This is a genomic window from Enterobacter sp. CRENT-193, assembly GCF_002787395.1.
GTDB lineage: Bacteria > Pseudomonadota > Gammaproteobacteria > Enterobacterales > Enterobacteriaceae > Enterobacter > Enterobacter hormaechei_C.
The window spans coordinates 1,456,711-1,476,281 of record NZ_CP024812.1; the positions used below are offsets into that span (position 1 = coordinate 1,456,711).

The window sequence follows — 19,571 nt, forward strand, 5'->3', positions numbered from 1 at the left end:
TATTCTGCCTGGTATGTTCAAATTTCCTGAATGAGAACGAGATGGCTAAAGAGAGAGCATTGACGCTTGAGGCGCTTCGCGTCATGGACGCGATTGACAGGCGCGGCAGTTTTGCCGCGGCGGCAGATGAACTGGGGCGCGTTCCGTCTGCGCTGAGCTACACCATGCAAAAGCTGGAAGAGGAGCTGGATGTTGTGCTCTTCGATCGCTCCGGTCATCGAACAAAATTCACCAACGTTGGGCGGATGCTGCTGGAGCGCGGCCGCGTATTGCTGGAAGCGGCGGATAAGCTGACGACCGATGCCGAAGCGCTGGCCCGCGGCTGGGAAACCCATCTGACGTTAGTGACCGAAGCGCTGGTGCCCACCGAAGCGCTGTTTCCGCTGGTGGACAGACTGGCCGCGAAAGCCAATACCCAGCTGTCGATCATCACCGAGGTGCTGGCCGGGGCATGGGAGCGTCTTGAGACGGGCAGGGCGGATATCGTGATTGCGCCAGACATGCATTTCCGCTCATCGTCAGAAATCAATTCGCGCAAGCTCTACAGCGTGATGAACGTCTACGTCGCCGCGCCGGATCACCCTATCCATCAGGAGCCGGAGCCGCTCTCTGAGGTCACGCGCGTGAAATACCGCGGCGTGGCGGTCGCGGATACCGCCCGAGAGCGCCCGGTGTTAACGGTACAGTTGCTGGATAAACAGCCGCGACTGACGGTAACGTCGCTGGAAGATAAGCGTCAGGCGCTCCTGGCGGGGCTGGGCGTGGCGACTATGCCGTACCCGTTTGTCGAAAAGGACATTGCAGAAGGGCGGCTGCGCGTCGTCAGCCCGGAATACACCAGCGAAGTGGATATTATTATGGCGTGGCGTCGCGATAGCATGGGCGAAGCCAAATCGTGGTGTTTGCGTGAAATTCCCAAGCTCTTTGCCCACCACAACAAATAAGCGTAGGCCCGGTAAGCGTAAGCGCCACCGGGCAGAATTTACGCGCTTGCCTTAGGATCCGGACCAAAGCGGTTTTCGCCCGGCGTTCCGCTCTGACAGTTGAAAATCAAAATCACGATCCAGCCGATAAGCGGGATCAACAGCAACAGCAGCCACCACGCCGAACGATCGGTGTCGTGGAGACGACGAAACAGTACGGCCCATGAAGGCAGCAGAACTAACACACCATAAATGGTGGTGAGAATGCCTTCACCCCCCTCGCGTTCCCAGCCGAGGATCTTGTCCACAATGCCCAGCACCATAATCAGGACGAAGTTCACCAGAACGAACATCCAGTACTCTTTACGGCGGGCACGGCCACCAAAACCAAAATAGTTGCGCAGTACCTTTAAATACCAGTCCATTTTTCCTTGCCTCTTAATCAGTCAATCACTTGTTTTCTAAGCGATCGAGGTAAGGATAGATGTATGCTGTGAATTAAAAAAGGGAATCAATTGATTCCCTAAATAATTATCCGAAACGCACGTCGCGCCCGTGCGGTTCATCCAGGTCCTGCCACGGGCCAATGGAGATAATGCCCGTTGGGTTGATGGTCTTATGACTGCGGAAATAATGGGTGCGAATATGGTCAAAATTGACCGTCTCTGCAATCCCCGGCATCTGATAGATGTCGCGCAGGAAACCGTGCAGGTTCAGGTAATCGCTGATGCGATGCTTGTCGCACTTGAAGTGGGTGACATACACCGGATCGAAGCGGATCAGCGTCGTCCACAGGCGGATGTCTGCTTCGGTGAGGCGATCGCCCGTTAAATAACGATGCTGGCCGAGGATCTGCTCCAGGCGCTCCAGGGATCCAAACACGTTGCCGACCGCTTCGTCGTACGCTTCCTGACTGGTGGCAAAGCCCGCTTTATAGACGCCGTTGTTGACGTTGTCGTAGATCCAGCCGTTCAGCTCGTCAATTTTCTCGCGCAGCTCAACCGGGTAGTAATCCCCGGCGCGGGCGCCGTGCGCGTCAAACGCGGTATTGAACATGCGAATGATTTCAGCGGATTCATTGCTGACGATCGTCTGGTTTTTCTTGTCCCACAGCACCGGCACCGTTACGCGTCCGGTGTAGTGCGGATCGGCGCGCAGATAGAGCTGATACAGGAAATCGTGATGATAAAGCTCATCACCCGTCGCGGCAGGGAAGTCACTGTCGAACGTCCAGCCGTTTTCCAGCATCAGCGGGTTGACCACCGAAACCGGAATTAACGATTCGAGGCCTTTAAGCTTGCGCACAATCAGCGTGCGGTGCGCCCACGGACAGGCGAGAGAAACGTACAGATGATAACGATCTTTCTCCGCCGCGAAGCCGCCTTCGCCGCTCGGGCCGGGTGCGCCGTCGGCGGTCAGCCAGTTACGGAAGGCCGAAACAGAGCGCTTAAAGCGTCCACCGGTGGATTTGGTGTCATACCAGACATCCTGCCAGACGCCGTCTACGAGTTGTCCCATTTTTTTCTCCTCCGTCAGATAGCAAAAGCGAGGAGATGTCTCCTCGCTTTGAATGTAATCAGTATAGCGTGCTTACCACTTCTTATTCAGAAGACGGTCGATGCTGTAGGCGCCCGGGCCCGTGATAGCCAGCAGCAGGAAGCCACCCGCGATGGTCAGGTTTTTCATGAACATTAGGGAGTTCACGCCTTCCGCAAAGTTGCTGTGGAAGATGAACGCGGTCAGCAGGGTAAAGCCTGCGGTGAACAGCGCCGTGGTGCGTGTCAGGAAACCGAACAGCACTGCCAGGCCGCCGCCGAACTCAAGCAGAATGGTCAGTGGCAGCAGGAACCCCGGCACGCCCATCGCTTCCATATACTGCTGAGTGCCCGCATAGCCGGTAATTTTGCCCCAGCCTGCGGTGATGAACAGAATTGGCATCAGAATACGCGCTACCAGTACACCAACATCTTCTAATTTTTTCATTTTACTCTCCAGGAAACCACATCAGCGGCTAAACGTTATTTGCGTGCAAATTCGGGTAGATACCGCGTCTTTGCTGTCGATGGAGAGGAGTGTAAACGGGGCGGATGGCAATTGTTAGCAAGGAAAACTGTTAATCTTCTTCAAAGATATTGAGTAAGGGAGCGTGCGGGCTGGTGCCCTCACCCCATCCCTCTCCCACAGGGAGAGGGGTCAAAAACAAAAAACGGTAACCAGGGTTACCGTTTTGCTTTTTTCACCGCAACTGCTGCTGTCGCAGCGTGGTTTTCACCAGACGCCAGGCGCTCCAGGCGCCAAAGCCGCGACGTGCCCAGCGGATCAGCATGTTAGGATGCCGAACCGACCAGATCGCCATCACGCTGCTGCCGACCAGCGCCCATGAACGCAGTCTCAGGACCGTGTTCCAGCCGCGGTCAAACCGATGCGTGGCTTCAACCCAGTCGCGACGGCTGGCAGACAGATCCAGTCGCTGCTGCTGGATTTGGCTCAACAGATACGCTTTCCGCTTTTGACGTTCGGCTTTGTCGCTCACGACTTATCATCCTCCAGCAGGGCGCGGTCGTTGGCCAGCTCCTGGCGCGTATGACGCAGGAAGGTCGACGTGCGCGCTTTATGCAGGGTCCAGATACCGCCTATCAGCGCCGCCACCAGCAGAACCACGGTAGTCGCAATCATCGCGTTCAGACGATACTGTGGATCGATAGCCCAGATGATTAACACCATCAGGCTCATCAGACCAAACGCGGCAAAGAGCATCGTAAGCCCAAGCATGAGCAGCATCTGGAAGAGGTTGGCTTTCTCCTCTTCCAGCTCCACTACCGCAAGCCGGACGCGCGTTTCGGCAATACCGACCAGCGTCGTAAGAATACGCTGGCCAATGCCGAGGACGTTTTTAGCAGGCCCTTGTGCGTGACGTGGATCTTCCATAATCAACGACGCGTCAGCAGGACACCCAGCACCACACCCACTGCGGCGCCAATACCCACACCCGTCCATGGATTATCACGTACATATTCGTCTGCGCGCGCAGCCGCTTCGCGGGTCTGTTTCGCCAGTGCATCACCGGTTTCACCCAGACGGTAACGGCTCTCTTTCAGTGCCTGCTCCGCTTTGCTGCGCAGTTTGCTGACTTCTTCTTTCGATTTATCGGCAGAAGAGTTCAGCACCTCTTCCAGGGTGTCCGCCAGGGATTTCAGTTCAGCGCGCAGATTTTCTGAAGTTGTATCTTTTGACATGATTCTCTCCTGTTGAGATTTCCGTTAACTCAATAATCGCGAGCTTCCAGCGCTTTCAGTTCGTCCTGCGCCTCTTGCAACTTCCTCTCGCGCTTGGCAATTTTTTCCGCATCACCTTTCTCTTTCGCTTCTTGCAGGTCTTGACGGCGCTCGGCTATCTCGTCCTTCTGTTCAGCGATTTTTTCCTGATGATCGGCACGCAGCTTGCTGTCCGTACAGTTGTCTTTCACTTCGCGCAACGCTTTTTTCAGTCCGTCGATCCGGTGCTGATTGTTATGCTTTTCGGCATAACTGATTTCGCGTTGGATATCCTGTTCTTTCTCCTGACAAAGAGACATAGCGAAGGAAGCTGTGCTTAAAGAAAAAAGGGCCAGAGCCAGGGTGATGCGGTATTTCATTATAGAAACCTTCCATTGTGTTACGGCGTAAGCCGTGTTCCAGAACTAAGCGGAGAACATCTGAGGGGTGCTCCGCGTACTTAAGCATAGTAAGTAAACGGGAGTTTCACCAAAGTAGGTGAAAATATTCGGAATATTAGTCGTTAACCAAATCGATGCGACGTGTCGCGTAACCGTGACATCCAGGAGGCGACGTGGCTGTCATCATCCTGTTGCGCAATGATGTAACCCTGCGGCAGCGTGCGGTCCAGCACGGCTTTCGCCGCGGCGCTTTGCGCACTGGAGTCAAATTTTATCAGCAGCACATCGTCTTGCGGCGTGATGCTCTTAAAGCGAATCCCGTTTGCGTCGAGATGATGCCAGATGGAAAAACCATCCGGCACGCTGGTTCCCTGGCTCACAGGACGGATAGCCAGCGTCGACTCCTGATGCTGTAGCGCAGACCACAGCAGGATAAGAGCGCTGAACATCATCAGCGCGACGATGGCGTAAGAGAAGCGGCGCAGCGCGAGCGGGGAGATAACCATCGTTAACCCCTGGCCCCGTATTTCTTCTTCCACAGTACGACCAGGGACCCGACCAGGCCAAACACCAGCAGAACGACGGGCAGCAGCATCAGGCAAGACATCAGTTGGTCTTCGTATTTCATAAAGACCGGCGTTTTACCCAGCGCGTAGCCGAGCGTGGTCAGGATCAGCACCCACAGCAAGCCGCTCATCCAGTTAAAGAACTGGAAGCGCGTGCTGCTCAGGCCGGACAGGCCCGCAATGGTGGGCAGTAGGGTGCGTACGAATGCGATAAAGCGGCCAATCAGCAAGGCGGAAAGCCCATGCTTATGGAAAAGGTGGTGCGCTCGCTGGTGGTAATGGGCCGGAAGGTGCGAAAGCCAGTTCTGAACGATTCGCGTGTTACCCAGCCATCGCCCCTGAATGTAACTCACCCAGCAGCCCAGGCTGGCGGCAATGGTTAAAAGCAGGACCGTTTGCGGGAAAGCCATCGCCCCTTTTGCACAAAGCACCCCGACCAGCACCAGCAGGCTGTCGCCCGGTAAAAAGGCAGCAGGCAGCAGACCGTTCTCAAGGAACAGGATCATAAATAATACAAAGTAGAGCATGCCAATCATGGACGGGTTGGCCAGCGTTTCGAAATCCTGAGCCCAGAGGGCGTTCAGTAGTTGGGTCAAAAGTTCCATTCAGTGTTCCTGGAAATCGGTTAACGTCACGCCTGTAATTCGGGAAATACAGCACGGCGACATTGTTATGATTTCATTATGGTCGCTCGCGGACACATTGATGTGTGGCCAACACTGTTCCCTGTTAATTGGCTGGTTAGCAAGCACTAACTTACAAAATAACGAAGTGAATCCAATTGTAACAAAGCCCGACGTTCTGCGTCACAGAATTTGAGGGGAAACACGATTTTGGCGTAAGCCACGGAGGGGAGCGAGAAATTTTACAAAGGCTGACACTATAGAGGTTTTCTTACCCTGTCTGGCCGGAAGGCGCGGCGGTGCGCCTGCCAGCAGTTCGGGGCGTTATTTTGCGAGATTGGTCGCGGTATCGAGGTGAACGACCGGATTATCGGCAAAAAGATAGCGGTCAGCGTTAAATTCAAAGTCATCACTTGTTTCATTAAACAGCATCTGTTTGGTGTTCTCCAGATGCTGCCACATTGCCAGTTTCGCCGCATGCGGATCTTTACGAATCAGGGCCTTAAGAATCTGGTCGTGATCGTCACACCAGTTATCTACCGTGCGGGAATCAATGTGATCGTGCAATTTCTTCCAGTACGGGTTGTGAACGCGCTGAGTCCACATTTTTTCAACGATTGCCGCCAGCGCCGTGTTCTGAGTCGCAAGGGCGACCTGGACGTGGAATTGCAGGTCCCATTCAGAATCGCGGAAACATTTTTCTTTACGCGCGTGATCCTGGATTTCCATCAGCTTCATGATGTCCTGCTTGGTCACCTGCGTGGCAGCAAATTCCGCAATGTTGCTTTCAATCAGCTGGCGAGCCTGGAGAAGCTCAAACGGACCGTAGCTGGCAAACTCCAGACTTTCGTCCGGGGTGGGGGAGTGTTTCGCCTGGCTGGAAATCACATGAATGCCGGAACCTTTGCGTACCTCAACATACCCTTCCACTTCCAGCATGATGATGGCTTCGCGGACCACCGTGCGGCTGACGCTTTTTTCATCCGCAATGAAACGCTCAGCGGGAAGTTTATCACCGACAAGATAGACCCCTTGCTCGATGCGATCTTTCAGCTCGGCGGCAAGTTGTTGATATAAACGACGTGATTCGGTGATTTCCATATGCGCTCCAGGCAGGGTACGGCGAATGATTTGTTATACCACTTTTGCGTGCCAGTCTCCAGATTTCGCCATCAAAAAAGCCGCCCGGAGGCGGCTTTTGCGTCGTTCTTGCCGGGTGGCGCTACGCTTACCCGACCTACTATTTTATTGGATTTTGTAGGCCGGGTAAGGCGGAGCCGCCACCCGGCACAACAACGCTAACTCTGCGTCGCCGGTCCCCCGAGGGACTCTTTCGCAAGTTCATCTGCGGATTTGCTTTTCAGCACCGTCCAGATAACCACCGCACCCAACAGGTCGAAGACAGCCAGTACCGCGAACAGTGGGCTGAAACCAATCGTATCCGCCAACGCGCCGACCACCAGCGCAAACAGGGTACTTGCGGTCCAGGCGGCCATCCCGGTCAGGCCGTTGGCGGTGGCGACTTCGTTACGACCAAACACGTCGGACGAGAGCGTAATCAGCGCACCGGACAGAGACTGGTGAGCAAAGCCCCCGATACACAGCAGGGCGATAGCCACGTAAGGGCTGGTGAACAGGCCGATCATACCCGGGCCGATCATCAGCAGGGCGCCCATGGTGACCACCATCTTACGGGACACAATCAGGTTCACGCCAAACCAGCGCTGGAACAGCGGTGGCAGGTAGCCGCCGACGATACAGCCCAGGTCTGCGAACAGCATTGGCATCCAGGCGAACATCGCGATCTCTTTCAGGTTAAAGCCGTAAACTTTAAACATGAACAGTGGGATCCAGGCGTTAAACGTACCCCAGGCCGGTTCTGCCAGGAAGCGTGGCAGGGCGATACCCCAGAACTGACGGGTGCCCAGGATCTGCCAGACGGACATCTTTTTGCCGTTGTCGGTCTGATGCTGGGATTCCTGACCATTAATAATGTAGTCACGTTCTTCGTCAGACAGCTTTTTCTGGTCGCGCGGGTGTTTATAGAAAATCAGCCACGCCATGGCCCAGGCAAAGCTCAGCACACCGGAGATGATGAACGCCATCTGCCAGCTGTGCATCACAATCGCCCACACCACCAGTGGCGGAGCAATCATCGCCCCGATGGAGGAGCCCACGTTGAAGTAACCGACAGCGATAGAACGCTCTTTTGCCGGGAACCATTCAGAGCTGGCTTTCAGACCCGCGGGGATCATCGCCGCTTCGGCAGCACCTACCGCACCACGCGCCAGCGCCAGTCCGCCCCAGCTGCCGGCCAGCGCGGTCGCCCCACAGAAGACGGCCCAGGCTACAGCGAAGAAGGCATAACCAATTTTTGTACCCAGAATATCAAGAACATAACCTGCAACAGGCTGCATTACGGTGTAAGCGGCAGAGTAAGCCGCAATGATGTAAGAGTATTGCTGCGTGGAGATATGTAACTCTTCCATCAACGTTGGCGCCGCTGCTGCCACGGTGTTACGTGTCAGGTAGCCCAGCACGGTGCCGAGCGTCACCAGTGCGATCATGTACCAACGTAACCCTTTAATTTTACGCATGTAAAACCTCATCGTTATGTTATTTCCGTGTCGGGACACGGCAACAACTCAACCGTTGCCGGGAGCTGTTCTGTAACGGGAGGGGCGTAACCGGGAACCTGTCCCGGAACGGCCCGAACCTTGCCATTAGTAATCGTGCTAAGTCGGCTTCCGTACCGTTAAATCCGATGTATCAAACACCGGTAATGCATTCCGTCGGCTTATAGTTTGCGACGGCGAAAAGATAACTTGTCATACAACTTTAAAAGGTGAGTGACATCACAAAAGTGTGAATCTTTGTAGGGACATTATGCGGCACGAGCAAAGCCAGAACTGGCGCGGCCTGAGAGAGGGTTTACCCCTTTGAGGGTAATTTATTTGTCGACGTTTATTGATCTAACTCACGAAAAAAACGTCGGACTCTGGAAATTGGTGTGATAACTTTGCAGCATCTGAACATAAGCTTTCTGACGCTCCCGTAATGAGGAAGACGATAATGACACCGTTTATGACCGACGATTTTCTGTTAGATACCGAATTTGCTCGCCGCCTGTACCACGACTACGCAAAAGACCAGCCGATTTTCGACTACCACTGCCATTTACCGCCGCAGCAGGTTGCCGAAAATTACCGTTTCAAAAACCTGTATGATATCTGGCTGAAGGGTGACCACTATAAGTGGCGCGCAATGCGCACCAACGGCGTGGCCGAGCGCCTGTGTACCGGCGACGCGACCGATCGCGAGAAGTTTGACGCCTGGGCCGCTACTGTTCCCCACACCATCGGTAACCCGTTATACCACTGGACGCACCTTGAACTGCGTCGTCCGTTTGGTATCACCGGCAAGCTGCTCTCTCCCGCCACGGCGGATGAAATCTGGGATCAGTGCAACGACCTGCTGGCGCAGGATAGCTTCTCGGCGCGCGGCATCATGAAGCAGATGAACGTGAAGATGGTGGGCACCACCGACGATCCGGTCGACACTCTGGAGCACCACGCGGTTGTCGCGAAGGACAGCACGTTTGACATCAAAGTGCTGCCAAGCTGGCGCCCGGATAAAGCCTTCAACATCGAGCTGCCGACCTTTAACGACTATATGGCGAAGCTGGCGGAAGTGTCTGACACCGATATCCGTCGCTTTGGCGATCTGCAAACCGCGCTGACCAAACGTCTGGATCACTTTGCCGCACACGGCTGTAAAGTGTCTGACCACGCGCTGGACGTAGTGCTGTTCGCGGAATCCAGCGAAGCTGAGCTGGACAGCATTCTGGCGCGTCGTCTCTCCGGCGAAGCCCTGAGTGAGCACGAAGTGGCGCAGTTTAAAACGGCGGTACTGGTATTCCTCGGTGCGGAATATGCCCGCCGCGGCTGGGTTCAGCAGTATCACATCGGCGCGCTGCGTAATAACAACCAGCGTCAGTTCAAACTGCTGGGCGCGGACGTGGGCTTTGACTCCATCAACGACCGTCCGATGGCGGAAGAGCTGTCAAAACTGCTGAGCAAACAGAACGAGCAAAACCTGCTGCCAAAAACCATCCTTTACTGCCTGAACCCACGCGATAACGAAGTGCTGGGCACCATGATCGGCAACTTCCAGGGCGAAGGGATGCCGGGCAAGATGCAGTTCGGTTCCGGCTGGTGGTTTAACGATCAGAAAGACGGCATGGAGCGTCAGATGACGCAGCTGGCGCAGCTCGGCCTGTTGAGCCGCTTCGTTGGCATGCTGACCGACAGCCGCAGTTTCCTCTCCTATACCCGCCATGAATATTTCCGCCGCATTCTGTGCCAGATGATTGGCCGCTGGGTGCACGCGGGCGAAGCGCCAGCGGATATCCAGCTGCTGGGCGAAATGGTGAGAAACATCTGCTTTAACAATGCGCGTGACTACTTCGCCATTGAACTGAACTAAGGCCGTTTGAGGTTGATATGCAATACATCAAAATCCATTCGCTGGATAACGTTGCCGTCGCGCTGGCCGATTTAGCCGAAGGGACGGAAGTGACCTTCGACAACCAGTCGGTGACGTTACGCCAGGCCATTGGACGTGGACATAAGTTTGCCCTGATCCCCATCGCGAAAGGGGAGAACGTGGTGAAGTACGGTTTGCCCATCGGTCATGCGCTGGCGGATATTGCGCCGGGTGAATACATTCATTCCCACAATACCCGCACCAATCTCAGCGATCTGGACGAGTACAGCTATCAACCTGACTTCCAGGCAGAAGAAGGACAGGCGGCCGATCGTGAGGTGCAGATCTACCGCCGCGCCAGCGGCGAGGTGGGGATCCGCAATGAACTGTGGATCCTCCCGACCGTCGGCTGCGTGAACGGGATCGCGCGTCAAATTCAGACGCGTTTCCTGAAAGAGACTAACAATGCTGAAGGCACCGACGGCGTGCATCTGTTCAGCCACACCTATGGTTGTTCCCAGCTGGGCGACGACCACATCAATACCCGCACCATGCTGCAAAATATGGTGCGCCACCCGAACGCGGGGGCGGTGCTGGTGATTGGCCTCGGCTGTGAAAACAATCAGGTTGACGCCTTCCGCGATACGCTGGGCGAGTTCGATCCTGAGCGCGTGCACTTTATGGTGTGTCAGCACCAGGACGACGAAGTGGAAGCGGGCGTTGAACAACTGCACCAGCTGTACGAGGTGATGCGTCACGACAAGCGCGAGCCGGGCAAGCTGAGCGAACTGAAGTTTGGCCTGGAGTGCGGCGGGTCTGACGGGCTTTCCGGCATTACCGCTAACCCGATGCTGGGCCGCTTCTCGGATTACGTGATTGCCAACGGCGGCACCACGGTGCTGACCGAAGTGCCGGAGATGTTCGGCGCAGAGCGCATTCTGATGAGCCACTGTCGCGACGAAGAGACGTTTGAGAAGACCGTCACCATGGTGAACGACTTCAAACAGTACTTCATTGCCCACAATCAGCCGATTTACGAGAACCCGTCGCCGGGGAACAAGGCGGGCGGAATCACCACGCTGGAGGAGAAATCCCTCGGCTGCACCCAGAAAGCGGGGGCCAGCCAGGTGGTGGACGTTCTGCGCTACGGCGAACGCCTGAAAACCCACGGCCTGAACCTGCTGAGCGCACCGGGTAACGATGCGGTCGCCACCAGCGCGCTGGCGGGGGCGGGCTGCCATATGGTGCTGTTCAGTACCGGCCGCGGTACGCCGTACGGCGGGTTTGTGCCGACGGTTAAAATTGCCACCAACAGCGAGCTGGCGGCAAAGAAAAAGCACTGGATCGATTTCGACGCAGGGCAGCTGATCCACGGCAAAGCGATGCCGCAGCTGCTGAGCGAGTTCGTGGACGCTATCGCAGAGTTCGCCAGCGGCAGGCAGACCTGTAACGAGAAGAACGACTTCCGCGAGCTGGCGATTTTTAAGAGTGGTGTGACGCTGTAAGCTGGGTGCGGGCTGGTGCCCTCACCCCAACCCTCCCCACAGGGAGAGGGTGCAAACACTAAAAACGGCAACACATGTTGCCGTTTTGCATTTACCTTGTAGGCCCGGTAAGGCGTAGCCGCCACCGGGCTTTTCTTTTTAACTGCGCAGGGCGTTCTTCGCTAAACGCGCATCTTCCGCCTGACAGGCTGCGGCGGTAAACAGCACGTCGGTAGAGGAGTTCAGCGCAGTCTCGCAGGAATCCTGCAATACGCCGATAATGAAGCCGACCGCGACAACCTGCATGGCAATCTCGTTCGGGATACCGAACATGTTACAGGCCAGCGGGATCAGCAGCAGCGATCCGCCCGCCACGCCGGATGCGCCACAGGCACACAGTGATGCAACGACGCTCAGCAGCAGCGCGGTTGGCAGATCCACCGGAATACCCAGCGTATGCACCGCCGCCAGCGTCAGCACGGTGATGGTGATCGCCGCACCCGCCATGTTCACGGTCGCACCCAGCGGGATCGACACGGAATAGGTATCGCGATCCAGGTTCAGCTTCTCCGCCAGCGCCATGTTGACCGGAATGTTCGCCGCCGAGCTGCGGGTAAAGAAGGCATACACGCCGCTCTCGCGCAGGCAAGTCAGCACCAGCGGATACGGGTTGCGGCGGATCTGCCAGAACACCAGCAGCGGGTTGATCACCAGCGCCACCAGCAGCATACAGCCGACCAGGACGACCAGCAGCTGCGCGTAGCCCCACAGTGCGTCGAAACCGGTAGTGGCCAGCGTCGAAGAAACCAGACCAAAGATACCGACTGGTGCAAAGCGAATCACCAGCTTCACCATGAAAGTCACGGCATTGGACAAATCGTTGACCAGGTTTTTCGTGGTCTCGTTGCCATGACGCAGCGCGAAGCCCAGACCAATCGCCCAGACCAGGATGCCAATGTAGTTTCCGCTCATCAGTGCGGTGATGGGGTTAGAGACCATGCTCATCAGCAGGCCGCGAAGGACTTCCACAATCCCGGACGGCGGGGTGATATCACCGGCCGCGCTGGTCAGGTGCAGCGTAGACGGGAACAGGAAGCTAAACACAACGGCCGTTAAGGCAGCAGAGAAGGTTCCCAGCAGATACAGGAACAGAATAGGGCGAATGTTGGTTTTTTGTCCGTGCTGGTGGTTGGCAATCGACGCCATCACCAGCATCAGCACCAGTACCGGGGCGACGGCCTTCAGGGCGCCCACAAACAGCGTCCCGAGCAGTCCCGTGGCCTCCGCGGCAGGTTTCGACACCATGGCCAGCAGAATACCCAGTACCAACCCGACCAGAATTTGTTTTACAAGACTGCCCTGCGCCAGGCGCGCGAACAGACCGCGTGATTGTGTGCTCATACGTTATTCCTGAGTGAAATTGCGTTCCATCCTGGATGTGCTCTAAGTCACATTTATTTCCGGATGTAAGTAAATGTTTGCCTGGTCGAGTATAGGGAATACGTGAAAGGAGGGAAGCGTAAAATGCTGGATTTTACGTGTTGCGTCATGTTTTTTAACTATTGGTTAACGAAAGCGCCGGGTAGCGCTACGCTTACCCGGCCTGCATTGCATTTCCCCCTCTCCCTGTGGGAGAGGGGTGGGGTGAGGGCATCAGCCCGCACCGAACGTTGCACTAAACCTGCTGCTTCTTATCGTGCTGGCGGTTAACCCAGGTATTGATAATCAGCGTCACCAGCAGAATGCCAAACACCACGCCGAGCGAAATGGCGATCGGGATATGGTAGAAATCGACGATCAGCATCTTGATACCGATAAACACCAGAATCACCGACAGGCCGTACTTCAGCATTGAGAAGCGCTCTGCCGCGCCTGCCAGCAGGAAGTACATCGCACGCAGGCCGAGGATGGCGAACAGATTCGAGGTCAGAACGATGAACGGGTCGGTGGTAACTGCGAAGATAGCCGGGATACTGTCCACCGCGAAAATCACGTCGCTCAGCTCGACCAGAATCAGCACCAGCAGCAGCGGGGTGGCGAACAGCAGGCCGTTCTTACGCACGAAGAAATGCTCGCTCTCGATCTTGTCCGTCATGCGCAGATGACCCCGGAACCACTTCACCAACGGCTTATCACCGATACCGGTATCGTCTTCTTTCGCCAGCGCCATTTTGACCCCGGTGAACAGCAGGAACGCACCAAATACATACAACAGCCATTCGAACTGGGTAATCAGCCAGCTACCGGCGAAGATCATGATGGTACGCAGGACAATAGCGCCCAGAACGCCGTACACCAGCACGCGGCGTTGCAGAGCCGCAGGCACGGCGAAGTAACTGAACAGCATCAGCCAGACGAAGACGTTATCAACCGCCAGTGCTTTTTCAATCAGATAGCCGGTGAGGAAGGCGAGTGCCTGAGGATCGGCCACCGCGCGGCCTTCGGTTGAGGCCAGATACCACCAGAAGGCGGCGCAGAAAAGAAGTGAGAGGGTAACCCATACCAGCGACCAGACGGCGGCTTGCTTGACGCTCATGCCGTGTTCGCCGCGACGACCCTGCAAAAAGAGGTCGATCGCCAGCATGATGAGCACGACAACCGCGAATCCGCCCCACAGCATTGGAGTGCCGACAGAATGCATACTATTTTCCTTACACATAAAAAACAAAAACGGCTATGGTCAGAAGACGATAGCCGTTAGCTTTTTATGCATAGACCTCGCCTTCCGGCAAGGTCTCACTTACAACCTCGAAGGTTGCCCGGCGACCGGATGCGGTTTTGCACGCATCGTAATGACGATCCACCGGCGAAGAAGTTACTCCCCTTTGCAGGTAACAAATTATGTCAGACCATCGGTTTCGTCAATGGTCTGCACGATTTCATTACACAGCTTTACGCGACGGCTTCCACATTCACGCCGTCTGCGGGGAAAATCACGCCAGTCTGTCGGCGGATCTCCGTTTGCAGCTTCGCCGTGGTGCGGCTGATTGCCAGCCCCGGGTGGTTCACTTCGTTGTCTTCTACCAGACGGGCGAAGACCTCTGCCTCATAGAGCATAGTGTTAATATGCTGAGGCTGCGTCAGCTCCTGCGCTTTGCCGCCGCGGGGAACGATGCTTAGCTTCTGGCATTCGGAGATTTTTTCGATCACCAGCGAGCCGTCTTCGCCCTGAATTTCGCTTGGCAGTACGGAGTCACTGACCTTCGAGTGCTGCAACGTCACGCTGAAATCACCGTAGTCCAGCACCACAACGCCATGTGCATCCACGCCGCTCTCCAGCAGGCTGGCGGTGGCCGTTACGCCGTGCGGTTCACCCCACAGGGCGACCGCAGAGGCCAGGCAGTAAAAACCGATATCCATAATCGAGCCATTCGAGAAGGCCGGGTTAAAGGTGTTCGGGTTTTCGCCGTCCAGGTAGCGCTGGTAGCGCGAGGAATACTGGCAGTAGTTGATAAAGGCTTTACGCACTTTGCCAATTTTCGGCAGGGACTGCTGCAAGAGCAGGAAGTTCGGCAGGCTGGCGGTTTTGAACGCTTCAAACAGCACCACCTGGTTTTCGCGGGCAAGCGCAATGGCGGCTTCCACTTCCTCAATATTCGAGGCCAGCGGCTTCTCGCAAATCACGTGTTTTTTGTGGCTGAGGAACAGCTTCGTTTGCGGGAAATGCAGAGAATTCGGGCTGGCAATATAGACCGCGTCAATGGCGTCGCTTTGCGCCATCTCATCGAGCGAGGTGAACAGATGTTCAACCAGGTAGTCATTCGCAAAACTCTGCGCCTGCTCAAGGCTGCGGGAATAGACTGCGGTGAGCTTATATTTGCCGGTTTCGTGGGCGGCGTCGACGAACTGGCGCGTGATCCAGTTCGTACCGATGACTGCGAAACGTATCATAAACGTTTACGTACTCCGTAGCAGGGAACTTAAAACCACTGTAGCACGTCATCATGACATTTCGCGTGCGCTACTGCGCATTACTCTTTAACGATAAATGCGTCAGCCACAGCCGGGTATCAAACTCCAGCTGGTGGTACTGTGGCTCCATGTGGCAGCACAGGGAATAGAAGGCTTTGTCGTGCTCTTTCTCTTTCAGGTGCGCCAGCTCGTGCACCACGATCATCCGCAGAAAGGCTTCCGGCGCGTTACGGAAAACGGTCGCGACGCGGATCTCCGCTTTAGCCTTCAGCTTGCCGCCCTGCACGCGGGAGATGGCGGTATGCAGGCCGAGCGCGTTTTTCAGCACATGGATCTTATTGTCGTACATCACCTTGTTGATCGGCGGGGCGCTCTTAAGATACTGGTTTTTCAGATCCTGCGTATACTGCCAGAGGGCTTTGTCAGTCGCGAAATCATGCGTGCCCGGGTAGCGTTTTTCCAGCACCGCACCGAGCTTTCCCGCGGCAATCAGGTCACGAACCTGGGAAAGTAAATGCTCCGGATAGCCCTGGAGATAAGTCAGCTGGTTCATCAAAACCCCAAAATAGTGTGAAAACGGGTATACTCACGCACCCTTTTCAGGGATACGCCAAATTTTACCATTCAGGAGGGCCGATGAGCCACTTAGACAACGGTTTCCGTTCACTCAACCTTAAACGTTTCCCGGAAACGGACGACGTGAACCCGCTTCAGGCGTGGGAAGCGGCGGATGAATATCTGCTGCAACAGTTGGATGAGACTGAAATCAGCGGCCCGGTTCTGATCCTGAATGACGCGTTTGGCGCGCTGGCCTGCGCGCTGGCGGAACATGCGCCTTACAGTATCGGCGATTCTTACTTAAGCGAACTGGCGACGCGTGAAAACCTGCGCCATAACGACATCGAAGAGTCCAGCGTGAAGTTCCTCGACAGCACCGCGGACTACCCGCAGGCGCCGGGCGTGGTGCTGATTAAGGTGCCAAAAACCATGGCGCTGCTGGAGCAGCAACTGCGCGCGCTGCGTAAAGTCGTCACGCCAGAAACCCGCATTATCGCGGGTGCCAAAGCGCGTGATATTCACACCTCGACGCTGGAGCTGTTCGAGAAGGTCCTCGGCCCGACCACCACGACGCTTGCCTGGAAAAAAGCACGCCTGATCAACTGCACCTTCAGCGCACCGGCGCTGGCCGACGCGCCAGAAACGCTGAGCTGGAAACTGGAAGGTACCGACTGGACCATCCACAACCACGCGAACGTCTTTTCCCGTACCGGTCTGGATATCGGGGCGCGTTTCTTTATGGAACATCTGCCGGAAAATCTTGAGGGTGAGATTGTCGACCTGGGCTGCGGCAATGGCGTGATTGGCCTGACGCTGCTGGCGAAGAACCCGGAGGCCAGCGTGGTGTTCAGCGACGAATCGCCAATGGCGGTGGCCTCCAGCCGTCTGAACGTGGAAACTAACCTGCCTGAAGCGCTGGATCGCTGCGAGTTTATGATCAATAACGCGCTGTCGGGCGTAGAGCCTTTCCGCTTCAACGCGGTATTCTGTAACCCGCCGTTCCACCAGAAGCACGCCCTGACGGATAACGTCGCGTGGGAGATGTTCCACCACGCGCGCCGCTGCCTGAAAATCAACGGCGAGCTGTATATCGTGGCGAACCGCCACCTGGACTACTTCCACAAGCTGAAGAAGATTTTCGGCAACTGCGTCACCATTGCCACCAATAACAAATTCGTGGTGCTGAAATCGGTGAAGCTGGGGCGTCGTCGCTAAATAACCAGTGCAAGCTGGGTGCCCTGCGCAATCGCCCGCCGCGCATCCAGCTCCATCGCCACGTCGCACCCGCCGATCAAATGCACCGTTTTACCCGCTTCGCGCAGCGGATCGGCCAGATCGCGCTTTGGCTCCTGTCCGGCGCACAAAATCACATGATCCACGCGCAGCAGCTGCGGTTCACCACCGATCAGCACATGCAGCCCGTCGTCGTCGATCTTCTGGTAGCTCACCGCCGGGATCATCTTCACCCCGCGCGAGAGGAGGGTGGCGCGGTGGATCCAGCCAGTAGTTTTGCCCAGCCCTTCACCCGGCTTGCTGGCCTTACGCTGGAGCATCACGATCTGGCGCGGGCTTTTTGGCAGCTGCGGCCCTTCCGGCCGTAATCCGCCTGACTGGCTCAGGCTGGTATCAATGCCCCATTCTACGCAAAACTCGGCGATGTTCTGGCTGGTGGCCTCGCCCGGCTGGCTTAAATACATCGCGGTATCAAAACCGATCCCGCCGCAGCCGATAATCGCCACCTTCTCGCCAACCGGTGCTTTGTCGCGTAGCACGTCCAGATAGCTCAATACCTTCGGATGATCGATACCCTCGATCGCAGGGGTGCGCGGGGCGATCCCACTCGCGAGGATCACCTCGTCGAAACCGATCAGATCCGCCGCGCTGACAAACTTGTTAAGCCGCAGATCGACACCCGTCACCTCGATCATCCGGCGGTAATAGCGCAGCGTTTCGTAGAACTCCTCTTTGCCGGGGATCTGTCTGGCGATAGTAAATTGCCCGCCGATCTCCGCCAGCGCATCAAACAGCGTCACGCTGTGCCCGCGCGAGGCGGCATTGACCGCAAACGCCAGGCCCGCCGGGCCTGCGCCCACCACGGCCAGGCGTTTTTTATTGACCGCCGGAACGATCGGCATTTTGGTTTCATGGCAGGCGCGGGGGTTAACGAGGCAGGAGGTGACTTTGCCGACGAAGATCTGGTCCAGACACGCCTGGTTACAGCCGATGCAGGTGTTGATCTCATCCGCACGACCGCTTTGCGCTTTGGAGAGCAGTTCGGCATCCGCGAGGAACGGACGCGCCATCGAGACCATATCGGCGTCGCCGCGGGAGATCACATCGTCCGCCACCTGCGGGTCGTTAATGCGGTTCGTTGTTACCAGCGGAACGGAGACTTTGCCTTTCAGCTTGCGCGTTACCCAGCTGAACGCCGCACGCGGCACCGGCGTGGCGATGGTGGGGATGCGCGCTTCGTGCCAGCCAATCCCGGTGTTGATAATGGTGGCACCGGCGGCTTCAATTGCCTGCGCCAGCTGCACGGTTTCGTCGAAGGTGCCGCCGCCTTCCACCAGGTCGAGCATCGACAGGCGGAAGATGATAATAAAATCCGCACCCGCACGTTCACGCACCGCGCGCACCACCTCCACGGCAAAACGCATGCGGCGGGCATAGTCGCCACCCCATTCGTCGTCGCGCTGGTTGGTGCGTGCGGCGAGAAATTCGTTAATCAGATAGCCTTCAGAGCCCATCACCTCCACGCCGTCGTAGCCTGCTTCCCTTGCCAGCGCGGCGCAGCGGGCAAAATCGTCGATCAGCGCCAGGATCTCGTCGTGGCTAAGGGCGTGAGGAGTAAAGCGGTTAATCGGCGCCTGAATAGCCGAGGGGGCAACCAGGTTCGGTTGATAGCTGTAGCGCCCGGTATGCAGAATTTGCAGGGCGATTTTGCCGCCCTCGCGGTGGACCGCGTCGGTCACAATGCGGTGGTGCGACAGTTGTGACGCATCATTCAACACCGCGCCGCCCTCCATCGTCACCCCGGAAGGGGCAGGGGCTACGCCGCCGGTGACAATCAGCGCCACTCCGTGGCGCGCGCGTTCGGCATAGAAGGCTGCCAGACGTTCAGCCCCGTCCGGACGCTCCTCCAGCCCGGTGTGCATTGAGCCCATCAGCACGCGGTTTTTGAGGGTGGTGAACCCCAGATCGAGAGGGGCGAATAACGACGGGTAGCGGCTCATAGTCTCTTCCAGTGTAAAATTATTGTTATGTGGTCGGATGAGTTACTAATTTAGCCAGCGGGGAGTAAAAGGGAAAAGGGGAATGCGGTGAATGTGATGGGATTCAAATATTGGTGTGGCCTGATGCCCTCT

Annotated in this window: 20 protein-coding genes; 4 read left to right on the top strand and 16 right to left on the bottom strand. The window is 56.4% G+C overall.

The features are described from left to right. Nucleotides 1-41: 41 nt before the first annotated feature. Nucleotides 42-944: a DNA-binding transcriptional regulator YhaJ gene (yhaJ, locus tag CU081_RS07195; protein ID WP_003862655.1), complete on the top strand. Its 903-nt coding sequence runs from the start codon at nt 42-44 to the stop codon at nt 942-944. A 38-nt stretch (nt 945-982) separates the two neighbouring features. Here yhaJ and CU081_RS07200 read toward each other — a convergent pair whose 3' ends face one another. From CU081_RS07200 to CU081_RS07255, 11 genes are all read right to left on the bottom strand, one after another. After that, a complete protein-coding gene (locus CU081_RS07200) occupies nt 983-1,348 on the bottom strand; it encodes a DUF805 domain-containing protein (RefSeq protein ID WP_000384149.1) in 366 nt (121 codons plus the stop codon). Nucleotides 1,349-1,454: 106 nt separating this feature from the next. Beyond that, nucleotides 1,455-2,441 carry a glutathione S-transferase family protein gene (locus tag CU081_RS07205; protein ID WP_003862653.1) on the bottom strand — a complete coding sequence of 329 codons (987 nt, stop codon included), beginning with the start codon at nt 2,439-2,441 and terminating at the stop codon, nt 1,455-1,457. Nucleotides 2,442-2,513: 72 nt separating this feature from the next. After that, complete coding sequence (locus CU081_RS07210) at nt 2,514-2,906, bottom strand: DoxX family protein (protein WP_003862651.1); 393 nt, start codon at nt 2,904-2,906, stop codon at nt 2,514-2,516. A gap of 253 nt (nt 2,907-3,159) precedes the next feature. Then, nucleotides 3,160-3,456: a YqjK-like family protein gene (locus CU081_RS07215; protein ID WP_058647452.1), complete on the bottom strand. Its 297-nt coding sequence runs from the start codon at nt 3,454-3,456 to the stop codon at nt 3,160-3,162. After that, complete coding sequence (locus tag CU081_RS07220; RefSeq protein WP_003862647.1) at nt 3,453-3,851, bottom strand: phage holin family protein; 399 nt, start codon at nt 3,849-3,851, stop codon at nt 3,453-3,455. Before CU081_RS07220 ends, CU081_RS07215 begins: the two co-directional genes overlap by 4 nt. 2 nt (nt 3,852-3,853) lie before the next feature. After that, the gene (locus CU081_RS07225; protein WP_003862645.1) at nt 3,854-4,159 is read right to left on the bottom strand and encodes a DUF883 family protein; all 306 of its coding nucleotides are present in this window, start codon (nt 4,157-4,159) and stop codon (nt 3,854-3,856) included. Nucleotides 4,160-4,188: 29 nt separating this feature from the next. Further along, nucleotides 4,189-4,557 (bottom strand): DUF1090 domain-containing protein, encoded by a 369-nt coding sequence (locus CU081_RS07230; RefSeq protein ID WP_003862642.1) that lies wholly within the window; start codon nt 4,555-4,557, stop codon nt 4,189-4,191. Nucleotides 4,558-4,700: 143 nt separating this feature from the next. Next, a complete protein-coding gene (mzrA, locus tag CU081_RS07235) occupies nt 4,701-5,084 on the bottom strand; it encodes an EnvZ/OmpR regulon moderator MzrA (protein WP_003862640.1) in 384 nt (127 codons plus the stop codon). Nucleotides 5,085-5,086: 2 nt separating this feature from the next. Beyond that, nucleotides 5,087-5,749, bottom strand: a complete 663-nt coding sequence (gene yqjA / locus CU081_RS07240) for a DedA family general envelope maintenance protein YqjA (protein ID WP_003862638.1) — start codon at nt 5,747-5,749, stop codon at nt 5,087-5,089. Between the two features lie 342 nt (nt 5,750-6,091). Beyond that, entirely contained in the window at nt 6,092-6,868 is a 777-nt protein-coding gene (gene exuR / locus CU081_RS07245; protein WP_003862635.1) for a transcriptional regulator ExuR, read from the bottom strand. Between the two features lie 197 nt (nt 6,869-7,065). Continuing rightward, nucleotides 7,066-8,364: an MFS transporter gene (locus CU081_RS07255; protein WP_003862634.1), complete on the bottom strand. Its 1,299-nt coding sequence runs from the start codon at nt 8,362-8,364 to the stop codon at nt 7,066-7,068. Between the two features lie 475 nt (nt 8,365-8,839). On the opposite strand from CU081_RS07255, the gene uxaC reads away from it, so the two are divergent. Both uxaC and CU081_RS07265 read left to right on the top strand, forming a co-directional pair. After that, entirely contained in the window at nt 8,840-10,252 is a 1,413-nt protein-coding gene (gene uxaC / locus CU081_RS07260; protein WP_003862632.1) for a glucuronate isomerase, read from the top strand. A 17-nt stretch (nt 10,253-10,269) separates the two neighbouring features. After that, entirely contained in the window at nt 10,270-11,757 is a 1,488-nt protein-coding gene (locus CU081_RS07265; protein ID WP_003862630.1) for a UxaA family hydrolase, read from the top strand. A gap of 138 nt (nt 11,758-11,895) precedes the next feature. Here the strand turns inward: CU081_RS07265 and sstT are convergent, their stop codons facing one another. The 4 genes from sstT to CU081_RS07285 form a co-directional block, all read right to left on the bottom strand. Then, nucleotides 11,896-13,137, bottom strand: a complete 1,242-nt coding sequence (gene sstT / locus CU081_RS07270) for a serine/threonine transporter SstT (protein WP_003862628.1) — start codon at nt 13,135-13,137, stop codon at nt 11,896-11,898. A 274-nt stretch (nt 13,138-13,411) separates the two neighbouring features. Then, complete coding sequence (locus CU081_RS07275; RefSeq protein WP_003862625.1) at nt 13,412-14,377, bottom strand: TerC family protein; 966 nt, start codon at nt 14,375-14,377, stop codon at nt 13,412-13,414. A 251-nt stretch (nt 14,378-14,628) separates the two neighbouring features. Then, complete coding sequence (locus tag CU081_RS07280; protein WP_003862623.1) at nt 14,629-15,627, bottom strand: Gfo/Idh/MocA family protein; 999 nt, start codon at nt 15,625-15,627, stop codon at nt 14,629-14,631. A 70-nt stretch (nt 15,628-15,697) separates the two neighbouring features. Beyond that, entirely contained in the window at nt 15,698-16,201 is a 504-nt protein-coding gene (locus tag CU081_RS07285) for a YgjP-like metallopeptidase domain-containing protein (protein ID WP_003862622.1), read from the bottom strand. Between the two features lie 83 nt (nt 16,202-16,284). On the opposite strand from CU081_RS07285, the gene rlmG reads away from it, so the two are divergent. Then, nucleotides 16,285-17,421 carry a 23S rRNA (guanine(1835)-N(2))-methyltransferase RlmG gene (rlmG, locus tag CU081_RS07290; protein WP_003862620.1) on the top strand — a complete coding sequence of 379 codons (1,137 nt, stop codon included), beginning with the start codon at nt 16,285-16,287 and terminating at the stop codon, nt 17,419-17,421. Here the strand turns inward: rlmG and CU081_RS07295 are convergent. Next, nucleotides 17,418-19,439 (bottom strand): NADPH-dependent 2,4-dienoyl-CoA reductase, encoded by a 2,022-nt coding sequence (locus CU081_RS07295; protein WP_003862619.1) that lies wholly within the window; start codon nt 19,437-19,439, stop codon nt 17,418-17,420. The genes rlmG and CU081_RS07295 overlap by 4 nt on opposite strands. Between the last annotated feature and the right edge of the window lie 132 nt (nt 19,440-19,571).